Annotated in this window: 15 protein-coding genes and 1 pseudogene; 9 read left to right on the top strand and 7 right to left on the bottom strand. The window is 48.9% G+C overall.

The window, feature by feature from the left end; genetic code table 11:
* On the top strand, window positions 1-269 hold a 269-nt coding region (gene tnpA / locus BLS03_RS08195), incomplete at its 5' end, for an IS200/IS605 family transposase (RefSeq protein ID WP_143015608.1).
* A gap of 159 nt (window positions 270-428) precedes the next feature.
* Here the strand turns inward: tnpA and hemB are convergent.
* Window positions 429-1,409, bottom strand: coding sequence for a porphobilinogen synthase (hemB, locus tag BLS03_RS08200; protein ID WP_093272100.1), 981 nt, complete (start codon window positions 1,407-1,409; stop codon window positions 429-431).
* Between the two features lie 440 nt (window positions 1,410-1,849).
* Here hemB and BLS03_RS08205 point away from each other — a divergent pair, with 440 nt between their 5' ends.
* Window positions 1,850-2,122 carry a hypothetical protein gene (locus tag BLS03_RS08205; protein ID WP_093272470.1) on the top strand — a complete coding sequence of 91 codons (273 nt, stop codon included), beginning with the start codon at window positions 1,850-1,852 and terminating at the stop codon, window positions 2,120-2,122.
* A gap of 64 nt (window positions 2,123-2,186) precedes the next feature.
* Here BLS03_RS08205 and BLS03_RS08210 read toward each other — a convergent pair whose 3' ends face one another.
* The 6 genes from BLS03_RS08210 to citS all read right to left on the bottom strand — a co-directional run bounded on the left by BLS03_RS08210 (window position 2,187) and on the right by citS (window position 9,378).
* Window positions 2,187-2,864, bottom strand: a complete 678-nt coding sequence (locus tag BLS03_RS08210) for a response regulator (RefSeq protein ID WP_093272102.1) — start codon at window positions 2,862-2,864, stop codon at window positions 2,187-2,189.
* Window positions 2,851-4,506 carry an ATP-binding protein gene (locus BLS03_RS08215; RefSeq protein WP_093272105.1) on the bottom strand — a complete coding sequence of 552 codons (1,656 nt, stop codon included), beginning with the start codon at window positions 4,504-4,506 and terminating at the stop codon, window positions 2,851-2,853. Before BLS03_RS08215 ends, BLS03_RS08210 begins: the two co-directional genes overlap by 14 nt.
* A 109-nt stretch (window positions 4,507-4,615) precedes the next feature.
* Window positions 4,616-5,917, bottom strand: a complete 1,302-nt coding sequence (locus BLS03_RS08220; RefSeq protein WP_093272108.1) for a sodium ion-translocating decarboxylase subunit beta — start codon at window positions 5,915-5,917, stop codon at window positions 4,616-4,618.
* Window positions 5,918-5,931: 14 nt separating this feature from the next.
* Window positions 5,932-7,716, bottom strand: a complete 1,785-nt coding sequence (oadA, locus tag BLS03_RS08225; RefSeq protein WP_093272110.1) for a sodium-extruding oxaloacetate decarboxylase subunit alpha — start codon at window positions 7,714-7,716, stop codon at window positions 5,932-5,934.
* Between the two features lie 11 nt (window positions 7,717-7,727).
* Window positions 7,728-7,976: an OadG family protein gene (locus tag BLS03_RS08230; protein ID WP_093272113.1), complete on the bottom strand. Its 249-nt coding sequence runs from the start codon at window positions 7,974-7,976 to the stop codon at window positions 7,728-7,730.
* 58 nt (window positions 7,977-8,034) lie between these two features.
* Complete coding sequence (citS, locus tag BLS03_RS08235; protein WP_093272473.1) at window positions 8,035-9,378, bottom strand: citrate/sodium symporter CitS; 1,344 nt, start codon at window positions 9,376-9,378, stop codon at window positions 8,035-8,037.
* A gap of 273 nt (window positions 9,379-9,651) precedes the next feature.
* Here citS and citC point away from each other — a divergent pair, with 273 nt between their 5' ends.
* The 7 genes and pseudogenes from citC to BLS03_RS08270 all read left to right on the top strand — a co-directional run bounded on the left by citC (window position 9,652) and on the right by BLS03_RS08270 (window position 15,792).
* Window positions 9,652-10,704 (top strand): [citrate (pro-3S)-lyase] ligase, encoded by a 1,053-nt coding sequence (citC, locus tag BLS03_RS08240; protein WP_093272476.1) that lies wholly within the window; start codon window positions 9,652-9,654, stop codon window positions 10,702-10,704.
* A 38-nt stretch (window positions 10,705-10,742) separates the two neighbouring features.
* Entirely contained in the window at window positions 10,743-11,039 is a 297-nt protein-coding gene (gene citD, locus BLS03_RS08245) for a citrate lyase acyl carrier protein (protein ID WP_093272116.1), read from the top strand.
* Entirely contained in the window at window positions 11,036-11,929 is an 894-nt protein-coding gene (gene citE / locus BLS03_RS08250; RefSeq protein WP_176765556.1) for a citrate (pro-3S)-lyase subunit beta, read from the top strand. Before citD ends, citE begins: the two co-directional genes overlap by 4 nt.
* 54 nt (window positions 11,930-11,983) lie before the next feature.
* A complete protein-coding gene (gene citF / locus BLS03_RS08255; RefSeq protein ID WP_176765560.1) occupies window positions 11,984-13,453 on the top strand; it encodes a citrate lyase subunit alpha in 1,470 nt (489 codons plus the stop codon).
* The gene (gene citX, locus BLS03_RS08260; protein WP_093272124.1) at window positions 13,450-13,989 is read left to right on the top strand and encodes a citrate lyase holo-[acyl-carrier protein] synthase; all 540 of its coding nucleotides are present in this window, start codon (window positions 13,450-13,452) and stop codon (window positions 13,987-13,989) included. The genes citF and citX overlap by 4 nt, the downstream gene beginning before the upstream one ends.
* Window positions 13,973-14,917, top strand: coding sequence for a triphosphoribosyl-dephospho-CoA synthase CitG (citG, locus tag BLS03_RS08265; protein WP_093272128.1), 945 nt, complete (start codon window positions 13,973-13,975; stop codon window positions 14,915-14,917). The genes citX and citG overlap by 17 nt, the downstream gene beginning before the upstream one ends.
* A gap of 48 nt (window positions 14,918-14,965) precedes the next feature.
* Window positions 14,966-15,792, top strand: a pseudogene (locus BLS03_RS08270) (DUF5718 family protein).
* Window positions 15,793-16,007 lie beyond the last annotated feature (215 nt).

Here is a 16,007-nt window from a genome sequence, read left to right on the forward strand (position 1 = left end):
TTCAGCCAGATCACGTTCACTTGGTTGTGATAGTCCCACCGAAAGTATCGATATCGACTTTAATGGGGATATTGAAAGGGCGTTCAGCTATCCGATTGTTTAATAAATTCCCGTATATTAGAAAGAAATTATGGGGTAATCATTTTTGGGCGAGAGGGTACTTTGTTGATACAGTCGGTGTAAATGAAGAGATCATCAGGCGGTATGTCAGGCATCAAGACAAGAAAGATCAAGAATATGAGGCACAGTTAGAGTTGAAAATGAACTAACAGCGAAGGAATGCCCCCTTTTAGGGGGCTGTAAACCAAAGCCGCCTTCTAAGAAGGCGGATTTTTACTTTTAGAGCTGTTTATCCCTATTCAAGATAATCCAGCTCTTACTTCTTGAACAATGAACAATGAACAATGAACAATGAACAATGATGAGGCTTAGCGCTTCGCTAACCACTGTGCAACTTGTTTGGCGTAGTATGTGACGATCACTTGAGCGCCCGCGCGTTTAAAGCCAGTTAGGGTTTCAAATACCACTTTTTGCTCATCTAATGCGCCAGCAAGGGCGGCAAATTTCAGTGCGGCGTACTCACCACCAACTTGATAAATCGCCAGTGGCAGATGGGTTTCGTTACGCAGATTGGCCAGTACGTCGAGATACGGTGTGCCGGGCTTGACCATCAAAATATCCGCGCCTTCTTGTTCATCCAGTAGCGCTTCTTGCATCGCCTGGCGACCGTTGGCGTAATCCATTTGATAGGCTTTGCGATCGCCTTTGAGCTCGCTGTCGACAGCAACGCGAAATGGACCGTAAAACGCAGAAGCAAATTTCACCGAGTGGGCCAAAATTGCCACATGTTCAAAGCCCGCTTGGTCAAGGCCGTCACGAATGGCGCGTACTTGGCCGTCCATCATTGCCGATGGCGCGAGCATATCTGCGCCAGCTTTAGCTGCAGTAACGCTCTGTTTGACGAGGCCTTCTAACGTGGCGTCGTTATGGACGTGTTCACCATCAAAAATGCCGCAGTGGCCGTGAGTGGTGTATTCACAAAAACAGATGTCCGGCACCACCATCATGTCAGGGCAGGCTTGTTTAATGGTTTTTATCATCCTCGCCAGCAGGCCATCGGCTTGCCAAGTGTCACTGCCTTGCTCGTCTTTGTGATGGGAGATACCAAAGGGCATGACGGCGCGAATGCCAAGGTCATAGAGCTCTTTGATTTCATCCGCCAAGTGGCTTTCAGGGAAGCGGCTGATGCCCGGCAGAGTAGAAATCGGGTGCTGCTCGGTGATGTTTTCTTCAATAAAAATAGGGTGAATCAGGTCGGCGAGCGAGAAATCGTTTTCGCGCAACATACTGCGCATGGTTTCGCTGCGGCGCAGACGACGAAGGCGTTTTAATGGGGCGGTTTGGTTCATGGCTTATTCGCTCTTATTTGACTTTGCGCGGGGCAAAAGAAAGTTGAACAAAGGAATCATGAAACCTGAGAACATGTCATCACGCGGCTGGTTTGAACAAAAAGCGCGGCCTAAATGAAAGGAGAGATAGATGCAGAACCAAGTGGTGCTCACACCGGATTGGCTCTTTAGTCAGGCTTGCATTAAACGCTGTATAGAATGGTGACATTGATCACTAAAATCAAGTCCTTTAGTTTATTGATATAAATTATGAATGACTTTCGCCCCAGCACAATCGCGGTGTCAGGCCACGAGTTACCAGTAAAATGGCGCGGCTTAGCAATAAAAAACTTTAAAACCGAAGAGAGCATTAAGCTCACAAATTTCTTTGAGGCAAGGCGAAATTTCGCACGCCAAATTTCGCTTTAATCATGTCATCCCAAACAACAAATGGTATGCATATGATTGTAAGTAACGTTTCTGATGAACATATCGGTGATAAGGCCAAAAAAGAGTGGTTTTCTTACTGGCGACATTTTAGCGCGGGTCAGCAAACATATTGCAGTGAAGTCAACTGCCTTGAAGAACACACCCATGGTGTGCTGGTAAAAGTCGCAGGCGATGAAGAGCAGCTTTATGTGATTCCATTGTGTAAAGCACACAGTGAAAACCTAGACAGCGCAATTGAAATCGCAGAAGGTACTGAAGTGATTCCAGCGAATTTAACGCTTTAAGATTGAGAACGCTTTGGTAATTCCATTTACCAAAGTGTTTGTGTCGAATTTGGGCGTGTTTAGGTTATTTCTTTTTGTAAACACGCTCGGGGCGACCAACACGACCATGATGAATCACCGCATGCACAAAGCCTTTGGCGGTTAAAAATTCCAAATAGCGACGTGCGGTGGTTTTGCTGATACCCACTTCTTTGCCTAAGGTTTCGGCGGTGTAGACTTCGTCCTCAACATCAAAAGCTTCGGTCACTTTATCCAAAGTGAGTTCATCGATACCTTTTGGCAATTGTTGCAGATGCGCTGTTTTGGATTGAAAGTTGAACAGCTCATCGACGTGGCGTTGGTTAATACTGTCGTTGGCTTTAAGCGAACTGGTGTATTTTAAGTAACGGTCCAGTGAATCTGCTAAACGGTCGTAAGAAATCGGCTTTAGCAGATAATCAAACACCCCACATCTCACCCCTTCGCGCACGGTTTCCATATCATTGGCAGCAGTGATAAAAATGACATCGGGCGCGCTTTTTGTTGCGGTAATTTCTTTTAATAAATCGATGCCTTTGCCATCGGGTAAATAGTTATCCAGCAGCACCAAACGTGGCTTAAGCAGCTGAATCATTTTTTTCGCTTCGGCGATGCTTTTGGCGATGCCAATAGGTCTAAAGCGCTGAGTTTGTTGTAAATAATAGCTATGAAACTCGGCAATGTTGTGCTCGTCTTCGACGATCAATACGTCATAGATTTCCATCTTTGTTACTCGTGTTTGGAATAAATAGTGAAAATATTGTGCCTTTCGGCTCAGCGTCATCGACCAAAATGGTACCGCCCACTCGAGTGACGAAGTGGTGAACCAAATACAGACCGATGCCGTGCCCAGGCTGCTCTTTACTTGTGATCCCTTTATCGAACAGGGACTCTGCTATTTGCGGTGGAATACCAGTGCCGTTGTCGGCCACTTCAACCACCAATTCCTCCGGATTGCGATCCGACAACAAAATCGTCACCAACTTGCTACTGTCAGGGTTTTTGAGCGTCGCTTCGTAGGCGTTGTCCAAAAGGTTACCGACAATCGCAGCGAGTTCGTCTTCGCTGATGTGAGTTGGCGCGTGTTGCAGGCTGCAATAAGGGTCAAATTCAAGGCTTAGGCCAAGCTCGCGAGCGCGGCTGTATTTGCCAAGCAGCAAGCCGGCGATAACCTTGGAATTAAAGGTACTGGAGATAAAATCGATCAGTTTCTGATGGGTTTCCGTCTCTTTGCGAATCGCGTTTAATGCCTGTTCATAGGCGCCAATTTGAATCAGGCCGCTGATGGTGGAGAGCTTATTGGCGTATTCGTGGCTAAGAACGCGCAGGTTATCCGTTTGCTGGCGCACTTCGTTAAGCTGATAGTTGAGCGTGCTTTTGTCGTTGCGCGGGCGAAAACTGACTACCCAACCGGCGTTGACGCTGTCATCACGGATTCGTACTCGCGTCGCGACCAATGTTTCACCATTACAAGTGATGATTTCGTGTTGGCGCTCTTGCGAGTCTTGCTCGCCATTGGCGTGCAGGCCAAAAAAGAAATCGCACGGCGTAATGAACTCATTGACCATGCGGCCGCGCAGGTAATTGACGTGGCGTGCGATGCCAAGAATGCGCAGCGCTTCTTTGTTGGCAGACAGAATTCGGCCTTGTTTATCGACGGCGACGATCCCTTCATAAACCGCTTCTAACACTGAGCGTTGCACGCGCAGTGACAAAGCGATCTCTTCCGGTTCCATGCCGTACATTTGGCTTTTTACATGGCGTGAAAACGCCCAAGCACCCAGTGAAGAACAAGCCAAAATGATCAAAAGGGCAAAGAAAAATGGGTAAGAGTAGATCATCAGCCAGTTGCTTACCGTGTCGACCAAATAGCCAACCGATACCACACCGACAATTTGGCCATCAAGCGAAATAATCGGCGATTTACCGCGCATCGCAAAGCCTAAGCTGCCTTGGCGAATTGAGTAATAGTGCTCACCAAGGGTTAAGGCGCGAACGTTGTCGCCACCTTGCATTGGAAAACCAACTTTTTCTTTACTTGGGTGCGCTAAACGAATGCCGTTTTCGTCGCCGACGACAATAAAATCGGCATCAGAAATTTTTTGTAAACGGGCAATTTGTTTCTGCACCTTGGCCTCATCGTTTTGGATGACCGCCTCGACCAATTGCGGGTCACTGGCGATTTCACGTGCTTGAATCACCGCACGAGTACTCACTTGATGGTTTAGGGTGTCAGACAGTATGTAGTGAAAGTATCCGGCGATAAGGAGTAACTGGAAACTGACCACCACAAACAGCAGTGCCCACACGCGTTGGCGAAACGTCATGTTGCGGCAAAAGTGGTGATAAATAGCTGGATTGGACATCATCAATTCGGGTTGGTTTGTATGGCTTGAGATTATCGAACAAGATGAGGAAGAGAACTGATCAAGATCTAGTGGAGCTTAGATTTGTCAGACTCTTCCTACATAATGTTTAACCAATCACATATTTGATCATCACGCCCGCGGCGACCGCAGAGCCAATAACTCCAGCGACGTTAGGACCCATGGCGTGCATCAGCAAAAAGTTCTGAGCATTGGCTTCCAAACCGATTTTGTTGGAAACACGCGCCGCCATTGGCACCGCTGAAACACCCGCGGAACCAATCAGTGGATTGACTTTATTGCTGGTAAAGCGGTTCATCAGTTTTGCCATCAGCACGCCTGCGGCAGTACCGATACAAAATGCGATGATACCGAGCGCCAAAATGCCAATGGTTTGTGGTTGCAAGAACTTGTCTGCCACCAGTTTTGAACCCACAGAAAGGCCAAGGAAAATCGTCACAATGTTGATAAGTGCGTTTTGCGCGGTATCAGACAAACGCTCAACCACGCCACATTGACGCATCAAGTTACCAAAACAGAACATACCCAGTAGTGGCGTTGCAGAAGGCAGCAAGAGGGCAATTAAAATCAGCAGTAGCAGTGGGAAACAGATTTTCTCCAATTTGCTGACTTTACGCAGTTGCTGCATGGTGATTTGACGTTCTGCTTCTGTGGTTAACGCGCGCATGATGGGTGGCTGGATAAGCGGCACCAACGCCATGTACGAATACGCAGCAACCGCAATCGCGCCAAGCAGTTCCGGTGCCAACAGGCTTGAAACGTAAATCGCCGTTGGGCCGTCTGCGCCGCCGATGATGCCAACGGCGGCCGCTTGGGCCACGCTAAAGTCCATCACGCCAAATGAGCTCAGTGCTAGCGCGCCAAGCACGGTTGCGAAAATACCAAACTGCGCCGCGGCGCCAAGTAGTAGCGTTTTTGGGTTGGCAAGCAGCGGCCCAAAGTCGGTCATCGCACCAACGCCCATAAAGATAACCAATGGACCAGCACCTGAGGCGATCGCTACGCTGTAGAACAGATACATCATGCCATCAGAATATTGATACTGCTCAGCCAACAGGTGAATGTTGACCAACTGGGCCGGTGTCGCGCTGGTTAGCGCGGTTTTGATGTCTGCCACTTGCGAGCTGGTGATATTCAGCGCGCTGGCAAAAGCGTTCATCACTTCTGGCTTGGCCGCGTGCAGCGCGTTATCCACCGCAGATAGGGCAAGACCGGCATCAGGCAAGTTTGCCAAAAGGCCACCAAAACCGATCGGTACCAGCAGCAGTGGTTCAAAGTTTTTCACGATTGCCAGGTAGAGCAAAATCAACCCGACGATCATCATGACGGCTTGGCCCCACTCAAGGTGGAACAAGCCGAAGTCGTTAATTAATGCAATTACTTTATCCATGATACTGCCTCGTATTAGGCCAGTTGTAGCAGGGGAGCGCCAACGTCAACCGCGTCGCCTTCGGTCACATCGATGCTGGCGATTTGCCCAGCGCGAGGTGCACGAATTTCGGTTTCCATTTTCATCGCTTCCAAAATCAGCAGCACTTGACCTTCTTCAACCGCATCGCCCGGTTTGGCGTGAACTTTCCAGATGTTGCCAGCCAGCGGTGCGTTCATTGGTTCACCGCCTTGAGCTGGCGTCGCAGTTGGCGCTGCTGCTGGCGCTGGCGCCGCAGCCACTTGGCTTACATCGCCGCCTTCGTTGACCGAAACCACGTAACTTTGATTGTTGACTGTGATGGTGTAAGTACTTGGTTGGTTTGATTGGCTCATGGTTTTTTTCTCTTTTGTTGCTGTTTCAGCAGTTGGCACAGGCTCAAATGCGTCTGGGTTGTTACGGTTTTCGAGGAATTTCCAGCCTACTTGCGGGAATAGGGCAATGGTTAACACATCGTCGATGGTGTCTTCGGCAAGGGAAATATTTTTCTGTTTCGCCTGAGTAAGAACTTCTTCGTTCAACAGATTCATTTCCGGTTGAATCAAATCCGCTGGGCGGCAAGTGATGGGCGCTTTGTCATCCAGTACGCGCGCTTGCAGTGCCTTGTTGACGGGCGCAGGCGTGCGGCCATATTCACCGCGCAATACTCCCGCGGTTTCTTTGGTGATGTTTTTGTAACGCTCACCCATGATGACGTTAATCACCGCTTGAGTGCCGACAATTTGCGAGGTTGGTGTAACCAGCGGTAAGTGGCCAAGTTCTTCACGTACGCGCGGGATCTCTTGCAGCACTTCATCAAGTTTGTCGGCGGCATTTTGCTGTTTAAGCTGGCTTTCCATGTTGGTCAGCATACCGCCAGGGACTTGCGCGACGATGATGCGTGAATCAGCGCCTTTAAGTTGGCCTTCAAACGCGGCGTATTTCTTACGTACTTCACGAAAATAGGCAGCGATCGATTCCAGTTTCTCGATGTTTAAACCGGTATCAAACGGTGTGTCTTTAAGGGTTGCTACCAAGGATTCGGTGGCTGGGTGGCCATAAGTGCCACTCATTGATGAGATGGCGGTGTCAACGCGATCAACACCGGCTTCAATGGCTTTGATGACCGTCATATCAGCAAGGCCTGCGGTGGAGTGGCAGTGCAAGTGCAGCGGTACATCGACTTGTTTTTTCAGCGTCGAAACTAATTCTTCAGCGGCATATGGGGTCAGAATGCCGGCCATATCTTTGAGGGCAATGGAATCAACGCCGGTTTCGCTAAGCTCTTGAGCCACGTCAATCCAAGTTTGCAGATTGTGGGCTGGGCTGGTGGTGTAGCATAAAGTGCCTTGTGCATGGGCGCCGTTTTTCTTCACAGCGGCAATCGCTTGGCTCATGTTGCGCGGGTCGTTCATCGCGTCAAATACGCGGAATACGTCCATGCCGTTCACCACAGCACGCTCAACAAATTTGTCGACCACGTCATCGGCGTAGTGACGGTAACCTAATAAATTTTGGCCGCGTAGCAACATTTGTAGCGGCGTTTTTGGCATGGCTTTTTTCAGTTCACGCAGACGTACCCATGGATCTTCGCCAAGAAAACGAATGCAACTATCAAAGGTCGCGCCTCCCCAGCATTCAAGAGACCAGTAACCAATCGCGTCAAGTTGCTCGGCAATCGGCAGCATGTCATCAAGACGAAGACGAGTGGCGAATAGAGATTGATGAGCGTCGCGCAATACAACGTCGGTAATGCCAATGGCTTTTTTTGACTCAGACATGAGCGTTCCTCTTACAACGAGTTTTGTTGAATTTTTCGATGGTGGATCGCGGCAGCAATCACAGCGACAACTTGGTTATCGTTGCTTTGTGGCGCGGCAGGTTTGGGCGTTGCAGTGACTGGTGGTTGTTCTGGAAACCAGCGGGTGAGGAGGTTAGACATCGCGCGAACGGCGAATACCAAAAACACCAAAAATATAAAAACGAATCCCATTCCTAAAAACAGCAGATTCAAGCCTTCTGAAAACAAATTGACTTGCATGAATATCTCCTAGTGACAAGACAAGGGGAGCAAAGCCAAGCTTTACTCCCCACAGTGGTTAGCCGCCTAACACGCCGAATACGACACTGGCGATGATAAGTACGATGCCGCCACCTAAGCGCGAGGAGATTTGCGCGTAAGAAAGCAAGCTCATACGGTTAGCTGCTGCCAACACTTCTAAGTCGCCTGAACCGCCGCGGTTCGCCATACATAGGCCCGCAGTGATTGAAGATTCAACAGGGTAGAAGCCCATCAACCAGCCACCGATAGCCGCACCAAAGATGGCGCCGAATACGATAAGCGTGGCGATGATAAGGTTGGTAAAGTTCAGTGCATTGATGATTTCACCAAGGTCGGTGTACGCGATACCCACACCTACCATCAGTACCCAAAGCATCTGTTTGGAGAAGAATGAAGATAGGCGTTTGGCACCTTCTTTGATCTCTTCTGAACAGATACCAGAAGCGTTCACTATAGCGACCAAAATCACCATGTAAGCAAAGGTGTGGATTTTCACGTCGCCAAAGCCTGGCAGAAGCGATTTGGATAGCGCGGCAGCAAAGGTGTAGATACAGGCCGACAACATCAGACCGATAGCAATTTCACGTGGTGTGATTTTCGGCGCAGCATGCTCTTCAACATTGAATTCAGAGTTACGTAGCAGCTCGCCATTACCAGTAAGGCTTGGGATTTTTTGGCCGATGGTGTTAAGCACAGCTGCTGCAACGATAGCCACAATGTTCGCGATGGTTAAAATCGCAATCGCAATTGAGTAGTACTGCTCTTTTGAACCGCCAGTGACCGACTCATAGATTTCCGAAAGTGGAATCGCGCCCGCACCGTTACCGCCGCCCATGATAGGCAATACGTACAGCATCATGATGTTATCGATAGAGATACCGAAAATCAGACCGCCGATGATACCGAGAATAGAAGCGCCGAGAACCGCAGCCAAAATGGTAGGAATGTAACCAATCAGCGATTTCAGCAGCAGTTTACGGTTGACCGCCAAGATTGAGCCAGTGATCAATACCGCGATGAAAAGATCGAGGAAATCGGTCTTTTTCATCACTGCAGTGACGGTTGTGATCTCTTTTTGCGTCAATAGGCCTGCGTGAACAAACCAAGCGGCGACCAAAAAGATCATAACCGGTGCACCACCAATATATTTGTTAAATATCGGCAGACGTTTACCTAATTCACCAAATAAGGCGCCAACGACAAACATAAAACCAAAACCACCGACGATATTATCGGGAATAGTATCAGTTACGTGTGCAATCAGTATTACCGCAAATAAGATGAAAAAGAGAGGCAGAGGTAGACCGAAAATTCTGACTTGCGATAAAGCTGCAATACCAGGACTTTGGTCTTTAGTTATAGTTAATGTTTTTTCGTTCATCATTAATATTCCATTGTTGATGTTTCTGGGAATAATTTAAATGCGATAGAGAATCCTAACTGTGAGAGCGATCATTTAACGTTATGGTATAAAATTGCACTTATGAATTTAAAGTTTTTAACTCACCTAAAATTAGCCATTTCAACTACTTAATTAATTAAATTCTTTAAAACCATAAAGGTTATTTAGCCTAAAAAAATACTCGACTTTGATCATTATTTTCGTTGTTTGTTTTAAGCACTATTGTGTGGTCGGAACACGGGGATGAATGAGATGTTTGATACATACACATTAAGTCGGGTAAACCCTAAGCAGCCTGGAAAGCTTGCCAGTATTAAAGCTTTTTTGGCTCGGTTTGACCTCGGTGTCGACAAGGATGTGGAGCGCTACATCGTAGCGTATTCAGGTAACGATATTGTTGCCTGCGGCGGCATTGCCGGAAACGTACTTAAGTCGATTGCGATTGTGCCAGAGTTGCACGGCAGTGGCTTTTCTCTCACTCTAATGACCGAATTAACCAACCTTGCTTATGAAATGCAGCGCTTTGAACTGTTTCTGTTTACTAAGCCTGCCAACGTTAAGTTCTTTCGTCAGTCGGGCTTTTTCCCAATTGCTAAAGCGGATGACAAACTGGTTCTTTTGGAAAACAGTAAATACCGTTTACGCAATTACTGTCGTTCACTAAATAAATTTAAAGTGGCTGGCGATAAAATAGGCGGAATTGTCATGAATGCCAATCCGTTTACGCTAGGGCATCAATATTTAGTTGAACAGGCGGCAAAAGATTGCGACTGGCTGCATTTAATTGTTGTTCGTGAAGATAGCAGTGAATTCTCGTATCAAGACAGATTAAAAATGATTAAACAAGGTGTCAGTCATATTAAAAATATTACTGTTCATCCAGGTTCTAATTATATTATTTCTCGTGCAACGTTTCCGACCTACTTTATTAAGTCGCAAGGGCTAATAGATTATTGTTATACCGCTATCGACCTGCAAATTTTCCGCCAATATATCGCGCCAGCACTTGGCATTAATTACCGCTATGTAGGTACTGAGCCACAATGCTCAGTGACTCAGCACTATAACGAACAGATGAAATCTTGGCTCACGACGCCTCAGCTCAAAGCGCCGCCACTGACGGTTGTCGAAATTGCGCGCAAAACCTCTCACGGTGAGCCGATTTCAGCGTCCACCGTGCGTGCACTGCTGACTCGCGGCGACATTTCGCTTCTCGACGCCTTTTTACCTAAGACATCGATCGACTATATCCAGAGCAATTTGCCCTCGCTGCTGCATTGTTCTGATGAATTTGCGGCCGCCTAGGCCACATCCGTATTAAACCAACGTGTAAAGGTTTTGAAATGAAGATTATACAACCCGCTTTTGCAGGCACACTGGAATCGAGTGATCTGCAGGTTCGTATTGCACCAAACCCAGAAGGTGTCATTGACATTTTGCTCGACAGTACCGTGCAAAAACAATTTGGCGCAGCGATTGAAACATTGATTCGCGAAGTGCTCAGCAATATGGGCGTGGAATCGGCGTCGCTGGAAATTGAAGACAAAGGGGCTTTGGATTGCGTGATCAAAGCGCGCGTTCAAGCTGCGGTTATGCGTGGTGCTGACAGCCAAGAAATTCAATGGAGTGCCTTATCATGAGTAAATTACGTCGCAGTATGCTGTTTGTTCCAGGGGCGAACGCTGCCATGCTCAGCAACACCTTTATCTACAAACCTGATGCCATCATGTTTGACTTAGAAGACTCGGTATCGATTCGCGAAAAAGATACCGCTCGTATGCTGGTTTTTCATGCGCTGCAACACCCGTTCTATCAAGATGTTGAAACCGTGGTTCGAGTGAATCCACTCGATTCAGTCCATGGTTTGAATGACCTGAATGCGGTTGTGCGCGCCGGCGTTGACGTGGTGCGTTTGCCAAAAACCGACAGCGCCGAAGATGTGCTGGAGATGGAGCGTCATATTGCTGAAATCGAACGTGGCTGCGGTCGCCCAGTCGGTAGCACCAAAATGATGGCAGCGATTGAGTCAGCCAATGGCGTGAATAACGCGGTTGATATTGCTCACTGTTGCCCACGTCTTATCGGTATTGCGCTTGGCGCCGAAGACTATGTACGTGACTTGCGTACTCAGCGCTCGCCAGAAGGGATTGAACTGCTGTTTGCGCGTTGCTCGATTCTTCAAGCCGCGCGCTCGGCGGGAATTATGGCGTTTGACACCGTTTACTCGGATGCCAACAACGAAGCCGGTTTCTTGCAAGAAGCGGAACACATTAAACAGCTTGGTTTTGATGGTAAGTCACTGATCAACCCGCGCCAAATTGAAATGGTCCACAACGTGTTTGCCCCGACTCAGAAAGAGGTCGACTACGCCAATCGGGTGATTGAAGCGGCGGCAGAGGCTGAAGCTCAAGGCCTTGGTGTGGTGTCACTGAACGGCAAAATGGTTGATGGTCCTATCATCGAACGCGCCCGTTGGACGCTGCAAAAAGCACAATCTGGCATCAAGCAGAATTTCGGCATCAAAGAATAAGGCAGTATCATGACTGAATATCAATCGAACATGCAGCACTCCGTTCCGGCGTCTATGTCACTATTTACGGGTGCCAACACCATTACTCCGCATCTTAACGATGCACAAACAAAAGCCAGCCGTAAGCTGAAAACCAGCCTTGAGCAAGCGATCAAAGATTCTGGTCTTCGCGATGGCATGACCATTTCTTTCCACCACGCGTTTCGTGGCGGCGACAAAGTGATCAACATGGTGATGGATGTCATCGCCAACATGGGTTTTAAAAATCTGACTCTTGCGCCAAGTTCATTGACCAGCGTGCACTCTCCACTGGTGGCTCATATCGAAAACGGTGTGGTCGGCAAACTGTACACCTCAGGTATTCGCGGCGAGCTGGGCGAAGCCATTTCAAAAGGTGTATTGAAAGAGCCGGTACACATTCACTCTCACGGCGGCCGCGTACATTTGGTCAAAACCGGCGAGATTGACATCGATGTTGCGTTTATCGGTGTGCCTTGCTGTGACGAATACGGCAACGCCAACGGCACCAATGGTAAGTCGCGTTGTGGCTCATTGGGTTACGCGAAAGTGGATGCGCAGCACGCCAAACATGTGGTGATGTTAACGGAATCACTGGCCGCTTATCCAAATCATCCAGCGTCAATCACGCAAGATTACGTTGATGCGGTCGTAAAAGTGGACGAAGTGGGTGACCCAAGCAAAATCGGCGGCGGTGAAACGCGTTTAACCAGCAACCCTCGTGAATTGCTGATCGCCAAACGCGCAGCGGATGTGATCATCAACTCTGGCTACTTCAAACAAGATTTTAATATTCAAACCGGCTCTGGTGGTGCATCACTGGCTGTGACGCGTTTTCTTGGCGATGAAATGGTACGTCAAGGCATCAGTGCAGAATTTGGTCTTGGTGGCATCACTTCAACCATGGTGGCGATGCACGAACAAGGTCTGATTAAAAACTTGCTCGATGTGCAATGTTTTGATGCAGGTGCGGCTGACTCTTTAGCGCGCAATCCAAATCACCTCGAAATCTCAGCCAACGAATACGCGAACCCGTCATCAAAAGGCGCGGTGGTTGACCGTTTGGATGTGGTGATTCTCAGCGCGCTGGAAATTGATACCCAATTCAACGTCAACGTTATCACCGGTTCTGACGGTGTGATTCGCGGCGCATCTGGCGGCCACTGCGATACCGCAGCCGGTGCTAACTTGGCCATCATCGTTGCGCCATTAGTACGCGGTCGCATTCCAACTGTGGTGAACAAGGTGCTTAACGTGGTTACCCCAGGTGAATCGATTGATGTGCTCGTGACCGACCACGGCGTAGCGGTGAACCCAAATCGCCCAGAAGTGCGTGAGCGTTTGTTGCAGGCTGGCATTGAAGTGGTCGATGTTGAAGCGCTGTGCGAGCGTGCTAAATCACTGACAGGTGTGCCTCAAGCGATTGAGTTTGAAGATCAAGTTGTGGGTTATGTGCGTTATCGCGATGGCTCAGTGATAGATGTGATTAAGAAGGTAAAAGAATGACACACTCTTGCAGTGGGGCGGCAGTTGGCCTAGACGAAGTCTTGGCCAACAAAGAAGCTCGAGTCAAGAGACAAGGGGAGTGGCTAAGGCGCCACTCTCTGCCTCTGATTTCGTTTAGCGTCAATATTCCCGGCCCGAACAAACTTACCCCAAGCGCGCTCAAGGTATTTGAGCAAGGCGTGAATGCCATTAGCGCTGCATGTATTCAGCACGGCTGCGACATCGTAGCACGTCAGCTTCTCACCCAAGACACCGGGCCTGAAGCGATTTTCGTGATTGAAGGTGTGAGCGCACTGGAGCTGAAAAAGATCATGATCGATATCGAGTCTGACCACGCGCTGGGTCGCTTGATGGATCTCGATGTGATTGGTCGCGATGGCAAAATCATTTCGCGCCAAGGTCAGCATATGCCAAGACGCAAATGCTTTGTTTGTGATGAAGATGCGGTGGTCTGCGCTCGTTCTCGCCGCCACAGTCTGCCGGAGTTATTGTCCAAGATTGATGACATGGTGCTAAAAGATGAATGCTGCTCTTAATTTGTTAGTCGATACTCACCGTTATTGTTCCGACGTCAATCAAGCCGACCGTACTGTGCGTGTCGACTTATTTAAGCTGGTGGCTGATCTTGCTTACCACGCGATGTTGGTGGAAGTGCACTTAACCCCGAAACCGGGTCTGGTTGACCTTCTCAATAACGGTGCTCACGACGATATGGACGTGCGTTTATTTGAACGCAGCGCCGAGGCGATTAGGCCGTATATCATGGAATTTCTTCAAGCGGGGTTTGCTCATCGCACGCAAACCGCGGACGACTTACTTACACCACTGCGCCCAATCGGGATTGCAGCGGAGCAAGCGATGCTCAAAGCCACCGGCGGCGTGAATACGCACAAAGGCATGATTTTTAGCCTCGGGCTAATTTGCGGCGCAGTGGGTTGGCTTAAAGGCAAAGGCTTGGCGGTGGATTCATTGCATATCAGCCATACCATTAAGCGTTGCTGCGCCTTGCTGGTGATTAAAGAGCTTAAGCAACCCACTCATCGTCCGACCACGCATGGTGAAAAGTTGTTCCATGAATACGGCTTAACGGGCGCACGCGGTGAAGCGGCCTCAGGGCTTGCCACCATTACCGAGCACAGTTTACCGGCGCTGCAAGCCGCGCTGGAGCAAGGCCACAGCACCGAGCAAGCGCTTTGGCAAACTTTGCTGGTGCTAATGGCGCATAACCCAGACACCAATGTGGTCTCGCGCGGTGGCATGCATGGTTTGCGCTTTGTGCAAAACGCCGCCCATGATCTACTGGAGCGTGGCGGCTGCGAATGGGATGGGCTTGAGAATGCGCTGATCGAATTGGATAAGCGCTTTACCGAGCGTCGCTTAAGCCCAGGCGGCAGCGCCGACTTACTGGCCATGACTTGGCTATTGGCCCAATTAAATGATTTAAACCAACACAGTGTTGGCTAAGGTCAGTTGACCGAATGCGATGATGTTTTGAAAGGAGCGGTTTGCGCAATGAAAATGTATGCGGATGTTTTGGTTTTGGGCGTGGCGGGCAATTTTGCTGGTCACTTGCAACAAGCGGGCGAGGCGAGTGATTTCGCCGCATTGGAAGGTGCGGATATCAATATGCCGCAGGCGCTGTTTCCTATTTATGTGCCGGCGCAAACGACTCATTTCTGACGAACTTTCCACTCAGCCACCATGCGATTCAATTGCCTCTCGAAGTCGAGAATCTGCAAATTGAACCAGAGGTCGCTTTGTTGTGTGACATCACATATGAGCAAGGTGAGGTAGTGGCGGTGACGCCTCGTGAGTTTGGCGCATTTAACGACTGCTCTATTCGTCGCCCTGATGCCAATAAAATCAGTGAGAAGAAAAACTGGGGCCCAGCGTCAAAAGGGGTTTCCGAGCGAATGTTCCCACTCACAGGTTTAGAGCAGGGCGGATATATTGACCAGTTTCGCATCGCCAGTTTCCACAAACGTGGCGAGCAAGTGACGCTGTACGGCGAAGATTGCTCAGTGTCGGGTTATACCTATTTCTACAAAACCCTCACTGATTGGGTGTGCCAGCAAATGAACGAGCAGCAAGACGCTGGACCAAAAGAGAACATTAAACAGCTATTGGTGGACGCGAATTACCCTGAGCAAGTGCTTTTGGCGGTGGGCGCAACGCGTTACACCCCATACGGCGAGAGTAATTTCCTTGAGCGTGGCGATGTCAGTATGGTGGTGGTGTATGACAATCAGCTTTATACGCCGCAGCAAATTGCCCATTTTGCACTGACTGATCAGCTTGAGCAGCGCGGTATCGCCTCTGTGGTGCAAACCGTTTATTAGGCGTTTATTGGCGAACCATTTAACTATTTTTCGGATTTAACGATTAATCGAAAACTTTGCTCTGAAATCCCCCCAACCGCGTGTTTTAAGCGGGGAGAAACACGCTGAAATCAAGAGCAAGTATTGCAATCCTACCCCAGTCAGTTGGATTTTTATGGCGCTCTGCATATTAGAGTGCCGCGACCGATTCTGTCGTCACCTTTAGGGTTTTTAGT

The sequence above is a fragment of the Vibrio xiamenensis genome, assembly GCF_900100015.1.
GTDB classification, from domain to species: Bacteria; Pseudomonadota; Gammaproteobacteria; order Enterobacterales; family Vibrionaceae; genus Vibrio; species Vibrio xiamenensis.

Coding starts and splice junctions, on each gene's coding strand:
- BLS03_RS08210 (WP_093272102.1), bottom strand. CDS start 2,864: ATGGAAATCTATGACGTATTGATCGTCGAAGACGAGCACAACATTGCC.
- citC (WP_093272476.1), top strand. CDS start 9,652: ATGTTTGATACATACACATTAAGTCGGGTAAACCCTAAGCAGCCTGGA.
- oadA (WP_093272110.1), bottom strand. CDS start 7,716: ATGTCTGAGTCAAAAAAAGCCATTGGCATTACCGACGTTGTATTGCGC.
- hemB (WP_093272100.1), bottom strand. CDS start 1,409: ATGAACCAAACCGCCCCATTAAAACGCCTTCGTCGTCTGCGCCGCAGC.
- citF (WP_176765560.1), top strand. CDS start 11,984: ATGTCACTATTTACGGGTGCCAACACCATTACTCCGCATCTTAACGAT.
- citS (WP_093272473.1), bottom strand. CDS start 9,378: ATGAACGAAAAAACATTAACTATAACTAAAGACCAAAGTCCTGGTATT.
- BLS03_RS08215 (WP_093272105.1), bottom strand. CDS start 4,506: ATGTCCAATCCAGCTATTTATCACCACTTTTGCCGCAACATGACGTTT.
- citG (WP_093272128.1), top strand. CDS start 13,973: ATGAATGCTGCTCTTAATTTGTTAGTCGATACTCACCGTTATTGTTCC.
- BLS03_RS08230 (WP_093272113.1), bottom strand. CDS start 7,976: ATGCAAGTCAATTTGTTTTCAGAAGGCTTGAATCTGCTGTTTTTAGGA.
- BLS03_RS08205 (WP_093272470.1), top strand. CDS start 1,850: ATGATTGTAAGTAACGTTTCTGATGAACATATCGGTGATAAGGCCAAA.
- citD (WP_093272116.1), top strand. CDS start 10,743: ATGAAGATTATACAACCCGCTTTTGCAGGCACACTGGAATCGAGTGAT.
- BLS03_RS08220 (WP_093272108.1), bottom strand. CDS start 5,917: ATGGATAAAGTAATTGCATTAATTAACGACTTCGGCTTGTTCCACCTT.
- citE (WP_176765556.1), top strand. CDS start 11,036: ATGAGTAAATTACGTCGCAGTATGCTGTTTGTTCCAGGGGCGAACGCT.
- citX (WP_093272124.1), top strand. CDS start 13,450: ATGACACACTCTTGCAGTGGGGCGGCAGTTGGCCTAGACGAAGTCTTG.